At 46.4% G+C, this 7,001-nt stretch carries 6 protein-coding genes; 1 reads left to right on the top strand and 5 read right to left on the bottom strand.

The window, feature by feature from the left end; all coding sequences use genetic code 11:
- Positions 1 to 231: 231 nt before the first annotated feature.
- Positions 232 to 2,220 carry a DNA topoisomerase IV subunit B gene (gene parE / locus HOL16_06895; protein ID MBT5390408.1) on the bottom strand — a complete coding sequence of 663 codons (1,989 nt, stop codon included), beginning with the start codon at positions 2,218 to 2,220 and terminating at the stop codon, positions 232 to 234.
- 71 nt (positions 2,221 to 2,291) lie between these two features.
- Between parE and HOL16_06890 the strand changes: the two genes are divergently transcribed.
- Complete coding sequence (locus HOL16_06890) at positions 2,292 to 2,678, top strand: acyl-CoA thioesterase (GenBank protein ID MBT5390407.1); 387 nt, start codon at positions 2,292 to 2,294, stop codon at positions 2,676 to 2,678.
- Between the two features lie 106 nt (positions 2,679 to 2,784).
- On the opposite strand, the gene HOL16_06885 is transcribed toward HOL16_06890, so the two are convergent.
- The 4 genes from HOL16_06885 to HOL16_06870 form a co-directional block, all read right to left on the bottom strand.
- Entirely contained in the window at positions 2,785 to 3,045 is a 261-nt protein-coding gene (locus HOL16_06885; protein ID MBT5390406.1) for a hypothetical protein, read from the bottom strand.
- Positions 3,046 to 3,507: 462 nt separating this feature from the next.
- Entirely contained in the window at positions 3,508 to 4,917 is a 1,410-nt protein-coding gene (gene glnA, locus HOL16_06880; protein MBT5390405.1) for a type I glutamate--ammonia ligase, read from the bottom strand.
- 386 nt (positions 4,918 to 5,303) lie between these two features.
- Positions 5,304 to 5,936 carry an ABC transporter substrate-binding protein gene (locus tag HOL16_06875; protein MBT5390404.1) on the bottom strand — a complete coding sequence of 211 codons (633 nt, stop codon included), beginning with the start codon at positions 5,934 to 5,936 and terminating at the stop codon, positions 5,304 to 5,306.
- 13 nt (positions 5,937 to 5,949) lie between these two features.
- The gene (locus HOL16_06870; GenBank protein MBT5390403.1) at positions 5,950 to 6,765 is read right to left on the bottom strand and encodes a VacJ family lipoprotein; all 816 of its coding nucleotides are present in this window, start codon (positions 6,763 to 6,765) and stop codon (positions 5,950 to 5,952) included.
- Between the last annotated feature and the right edge of the window lie 236 nt (positions 6,766 to 7,001).

Genomic DNA, 7,001 nt, shown 5'->3' with positions numbered 1-7,001 from the left:
CACAGCCTAGGAAGCACGCCTTAGCATCCTTCCAATCTACGTCTTCCCGGAGCCTAGGAACTCTAGACGAACCGGCGTCTTAAGCCGGTGAGGCGTAGAGTGAGTTGGCATCGCGGGATCCATGGTGCAAAAATCAGAAATCAGAAATCAGAAATCAGAAATCAGAAATCAGAAATCAGAAATCAGAGAAGCCCACACTATCGAACGATCACACTCAAGCCAAAAACGAGCTTAAACGTCCAGTTCTGTCACAAAGCTGGCATTTTCTTGGATGTAAGCAAAGCGCTTTTCTGGTTTGCGGCCCATGAGGTTGTCCACAAATTGGTAAATATCTTCGTATGCAGGATTCTCCTCGGGAATCAATTCGGTCCCATACCGGACGCGAAGAAGAGTCCGCAGCGTCGGAGCCATGGTGGTGTCCTTAAGTTGCCTGGCAGGCATCTCCCCTAGTCCTTTAAAGCGACTGATTTCGATCTTTGCACCAGACTTAAAGTACGACTTCATCAGCTCTTCTTTATGCAAATCATCACGAGCATACACGCTATTGCTGCCCTGAACCAAACGGTACAAAGGTGGTTGTGCCAAATAGAGATGCCCTTTTTCGATCAGCTTGGGCATTTGCTGAAAAAAGAACGTAATCAGCAACGCCGCAATATGGGCCCCGTCCACATCCGCATCGGTCATGATAATGACCCGCTCGTACCGGAGTTTATTCACATCAAATTGGTTGCCCATGCCACATCCAAGAGCTAAGACCAAATCCATGAGCTCCTGATTGGCATGAAGCTTATCAACAGTCGCATTAGCCACGTTCAGGACTTTTCCGCGCAAGGGCAGCACCGCCTGGGTTTTCCGCTCTCGGGCTTGCTTGGCCGATCCTCCAGCCGAGTCTCCTTCCACTAAAAAAACTTCCGTGCCTTCTGCCATCTCCAAAGAACAATCGGCCAGCTTTCCAGGCAACCGTAATTTGCGCGTGGCTGTTTTGCGAGAGAGCTCCTTGGAGGCCTTGCGTCGCAACCGATCGTCCAAACGCTCCATAACAAAGTCCAAGAGGGTTTCTGCGGCCTGACGGTGACTCCCCAGCCAGTGATCCAGATGATCCTTAACCACCGTTTCCACAAAACGTGTCACTTCGGCCGTGGACAACTTGTCTTTGGTTTGCCCTTGGAACTGGGGATCCTTGATGAAGATGGACAAAACAGCCGTAGAGCCGCCCATAACATCTTCTGCCGTCAGTTGAAGGGCCTTTTTGTTGCCAATCATTTCTCCAAAAGCCTTTACGCTCTTTAAGAATGCTTGGCGAAAGCCTTGCTCGTGGGTCCCGCCTTGGGGTGTGGGAATGGTGTTGCAGTAAGAGGAAAGAAATCCTTCGCCTTCCATGGGCCATTTGATAGCCCACTCCACCTTGCCATAGTTATTGGAAGCCTCACCTGAAAAAGCATCTGTGAACAGGAACTCCTTCCCGCGTAATAGGGCCTCTAAGTAATCTGTGAGTCCTCCTGGGAAATGCAGGACAGCACTTTCTGGCGTCGGATCCCCTTCTAAAAGAAGCGACGGTGCCACAGACCAGCGGATCTCAACCCCTTTAAAGAGGGCCGCCTTCGAACGGGCCAATTTATAGATCGCCGACGGAGAAAATCGACAATTGGCGCCAAAGATCTCAGGATCAGGATGAAATGTCGCCGTTGTCCCTCGACGATTGTGGACAGGCCCCGTATTTTCAAGGGCCGATTGGGGCAAGCCTCTGGAATAGGTCTGGCGATACAAGTGCTTATCCCGGACCACTTCTAGGGTCAGAAGATCAGAGAGCGCATTTACCACGGAAATCCCTACACCATGAAGCCCACCGGCCGTTTGATACGCACCGGTTTTAAATTTACCCCCTGCATGGAGAGTTGTGAGAATGACTTCCAGGGCCGACTTTTCGGGAAACTTAGGATGGGGATCGATGGGAATCCCTCGTCCATTGTCGGAAATAGAGACAGATCCGTCCTCTCGAAGCTCAATGGTAATGCGCGTGGCAAATCCAGCAACCGCTTCGTCCATAGAGTTGTCGAGGACTTCGGCTACTAAATGATGCAGGGCGCGCTGATCGGTGCCGCCAATGTACATCCCAGGCCGGCGGCGGACAGGTTCGAGGCCTTCTAAGACTTCGATGTCCTCGGCAGAATAAGATTCGTTCTCTGTTTTTCGCGCTGTATTTTCAAAAAGGTCTGTCATAGGTTATGATATCTATAAAAATTAAATTGTGTGCTCCTAAACCGCATCATCTATAACACGGAATATATACCATGAGCTCTTCTTTTACACCAAGCCTCGACAATCTTGCAAGCCGAACTATTGCCATGCCGAGAGATACGAACCCAAGTGGTGATATTTTTGGCGGCTGGCTGCTGTCTCAAATGGATCTTGCGGGTGGTTTTTTAGCGGCCATAAAGGCAAAAGGCCGCATTACGACTGTTGCCATTAAGGAGATGACCTTTCACAAGCCGGTCCACGTTGGTGATGAAGTCAGCTGTTACGGAGAAATCACCCGAGTCGGCAATACATCTCTGACCGTTTATATCGAAGCCTGGGTCCATCGGCTGAAGTCCGATGAAAAGATTAAGGTCACCGAGGGTGAGTTTATCTATGTGGCCATTGATGATGAGGGAAAGCCGGTGCCGGTTAGCAGATGACAGAGATCAGCGGTCAGCGGTCAGCGGTCAGCGGTCAGCGGTCAGCAACAATAAAACTCATCCTGTCTCTTGCAACGAAAACCATGTTAAAGAGACTTGAGCGCATTCAAATGCCTCCCCTAAATCTATCTTGCCCTATGTTAATAGGTTCTCCACACTTTTCTGTAACCTTCGACCGTAATACAGAGATTTTGTCTTCCAACCTATCTATCTCACTGGTCGCAGTTTCCCACTTCTGCATGCATTTATATTCATGATCTGCCTTCAGCTTATATTCACCCTCTGCCTTCCCATGGCCCGCCCCCCAAATCGCTACGAATATCACAATCGCACCAGCCATAAAGACCCTACTTATACTCTGTTCCATTTGCTTCCTCCCCCCTTACTGTTTATAGACTTTATCCAACGATGTTGCTTGACTTGTGCGTCAGTCCGCCCGAACTCACGGGCTGCATCTACTCACAAGTCTTCGGGCTACTTATCAGAAAAATCATAAAACAGCCCTAATGTGATGTTGAGCAGTGGTCGCTCCCCCAACTGGTCTGCCCAACTGGCAAAAACCACCACTGCACAGAACTGACATCTACCGTCGTCCCCATTCTAACATACCCTTGAGGTGATTGTAAAATTTCCCTGTCGCGTATGTGGGGCAGATTCATGATGAGACATCGGCTTCTCTTTCTCCCTCCGTTAGAGACGCTTGAAGAACCACTACCTCAAGCCGGTGAGATGATAGAGGCACTTAGATAGTTTGGGATCCAGATACCAGACATCAGCAGTCGCTAAGTCTGATCTCTGATCTCTGAAATCCCACAGCTAGCGCAGCCAGTTAGGAACTATAATACATCTTAAATTCAACGGGATGGGGCATTTGATCAACCGCATTGACCTCGTCCAACTTCATGCCAATGTAGCTATCGATTTGCTCGTTCGTAAAGACAGCTCCTGCCAATAGGAAGTCACGATCTTGATCCAAGGAAACTAGAGCCTCTGATAGGGAAGACGACATGGCAGGAATCCCCGCCAATTCTTCATCAGAAAGGTCATACAGGTTGATATCCATGGCGTCCCCGGGATGGATCTTGTTTTTAATGCCATCGAGTCCTGCCATGAGCATGGATGCCATGCACAAGTAAGGATTGGCCACGGGATCAGGGAAACGCACCTCAATGCGGCGACCATTGGGCTCGGTCACATGGGGAATACGACAAGCCGCTGAGCGGTTCCGGGCTGAATAGGCCAAAATGACGGGTGCTTCATATCCTGGAACCAGACGCTTGTAACTGTTGGTACTTGGATTGGTAAAAGCATTAAGAGCCTTGGCATGGGCCAATATACCCCCAATATAATACATGGCCGTTTTTGAAAGGTCGGCATAGTCGGTTCCCATGAAGAGATTCTTTTTGTTCTTCCAAAGAGACTGATGAACATGCATCCCTGAACCGTTGTCATCACAAATAGGCTTGGGCATAAAAGTTGCCGATTTTCCGTAAGAATGAGCCACATTTTTGGTAATGTATTTGAAAATCTGCAGATGATCCGCCGCCGTCACGGCAGTCCCAAACTTGAACCCCACCTCATGCTGTGAGGGGGCGACCTCATGGTGATGTTTTTCAACGGAAATCCCCATATTGGACATAACCGTAAGGATCTCTGCTCTCATATCGTTGAGCGTATCAATGGGAGGTGAGACAAAATACCCTTCCTTCAAAGGGCTTCTGTGGCCCGAATTGCCCTCGGGAAAATCTTTACCACAAGAAATGGGAGCTTCCTCAGCTGAAATTTTAAAATAAGTATTGTGAGAACTTACGTCATATTTTACATCATCAAAAATAAAAAACTCTGGCTCTGGACCAAAATAAGCCGTATCAGCAATGCCCGTCTTTTTCATATAGGCTTCGGCCCGTTTTGCGATGGAACGTGGGTCCTTAGCATAGCCTTCTTTCTTTCCAGGCTCGTGGGCATCACAAATAATGGTCATGGTATTCTGTGTTGGAAAAGGGTCCAGCAAAGCCGTTGAGGCATCGGGCATCAAGATCATGTCTGAATCATGGATATCCTTCCAAGATTTGACGGAAGACCCATCAAACATAATTCCCTCGGAAAACGCGCTCTCATCCATAGTGGACGCATGCCGAGCCAAATGATGCCACTTTCCTTGGGAATCCGTAAAACAGAAGTCCACATAGGTAACATCATTCTTTTTCATTAAATCCAGCGCTTTTTTAATATCCGACATGAGCTTTCCCTTTATGCATTCGTTGTAAAAAACTTTTCCTGTGTAACCTTATGATTTCATTCATACAAGTTCAAATGAATGTTGCCCCGGAATATATTTTTGGCTCGTGTCGTATTCACCTAGACAAAAGCTATGCTCTTCACGTAAATTGTAAAAAAGTCACCCCAATTTTTGAATAGATAATATTTGGCTATAGCGAGCGGGAAATACGCATGTTGAAGTGCTTATTTCCAGGCTATGACGGCACTTTTCGACAATAACGCAGAAGGCGTATGAAGTTCTCCTACCGTAAGTTCTTCCTTGCAAATTTAAAGTTGAACTTTCGATTTACAAGGATGCGTAATTGATAAGCGTCACCAATTTGGTGTTTTAAGAGATACTTTGGCCTACTTCTTCCCCAATTTCTTCCGCAGTTCGGCCAGTAAGCCTTCGATTTTTCCGCCCTGGCGCTGGATGATAGCACCATATTCGGATCTTTGGGTAACACCCAAACTTATCCCTTCTACAATCACATCAAATACTTTGAGTTCCCCCTTTAACTTGTACACAAGCCAATGGACCGTTATGGGCTTATTCCCTTCGGAACGAATAATGTTACTCATGACGAGAACACCACCGTCACCCTTGCCACGCGTCTTTGAAATTTCAAATTTCTCTTGTTTATATTGCCCAAATCGAGCCGCATACGTATCCGTCACCATCTCTTTAAAGAGCTCTAAGAACTCTGTTTTTTCCTCTTTGGTCGCGCGTTTCCAATAACGTGCAAGAACAAAACGTCCTATCCCCTCTACTGCAAAATTTTCCTTAAAGAGCATTTTGAAACGATTATCTCGCTCTTCGTCCGTAATTGTCGGAGAGGTCAAAAGCTTCGTCGCCTTATCTCCAAGACCCTGGATAAACTTTACAGAGACATCAGTTATATCTTCTTTTTCCTTTGCTTTTGGTCCTGCTGCCTGGCCATCTGGCGCATACACACAAAATACAAATAGTCCTGTCCAGAGAATGCGTTGAATGCTCATTTCTTACTCCTATTTAATCCAGATCATCATCATCAAAGGGGCTGGGAAGATCTCTATCAGAATAATCATCATCCTCAGCTGCCTTTAGACGTGCGGTTAAGTTTTGCCAGTACAAGCTACGTATCGTGGCATAAAGATCGATTGAATCCTCTTCCAATTGATCCAAAAGTTTCATATTGCGGATACGCGTATCAACTGTCGTTACCCCCAACTTAACGTAAATCAGATAGTCTCTATCATGACTCTTTGCGTAATAATTGAATGGATTTATATAGTAATCTACCCCACGACCCACAGTACCCCTTACATTATTGGGACCAAAAAGTGGCAATACCAAATAGGGCCCAGAGCCTATCCCCCATACGGCAAGGGTTTCGCCGAAAGTTTCCTCATGGGGATAAATCCCAATCTCTGAAGCAATATCAAAAAGTCCAAGCACACCAAAAGTCGTATTCAAAAGAAACCTGGCTAGGGTATCCGCCGCATTGTCCCCATCCAACTGAAGTATTTCATTCAAGAGGACCAGGGGCTCATTCAGATTTTGGAGAAAATTATGGACACCATCTTGAACTGGCTGAGGCGTTATCTCATAGACCATTTGAGATACTGGCTTTAAAAGGATCGCATCTAAAAAGTGATTAAAGTCAAAGATAGCCTTATTCATTCCTTCCAAAGGATCATTGTCTTCTCCTACAGTTGGGTCTACCTCATCCTTTTCAATAGTCTTCTCCACAGAAGGAGCATAAGCCTGAACATCAGTCTTCATCATGAATATAACAAGTGGAACAAACAGGAAATAGACGCGTCTCCTGTGGGAACTTTGGATCACTTAAATGAATCTCCAGCTTTAATGAAAATACCCATCCGGACAACTTATAGAACATTTGTTTAATTTCAAAAAGGAAAACATGCTGATTTATGAATAATTGGGCGCCTCTATCAAGCATGATTTTGTCACAACCAGCAATTGAAGTCGCATAATTTTGAGCAAGAGGAAGGGATAAGGGGTGTTTTTCTCGCTTTAGTGCCTCTATTAGCCCCTATTTCTTAGATTTTGGGCATGCT

This window comes from Alphaproteobacteria bacterium (assembly GCA_018662925.1).
GTDB lineage: Bacteria > Pseudomonadota > Alphaproteobacteria > 16-39-46 > JABJFC01 > JABJFC01.
This window is presented reverse-complemented; position numbering and strand designations above follow the sequence as displayed.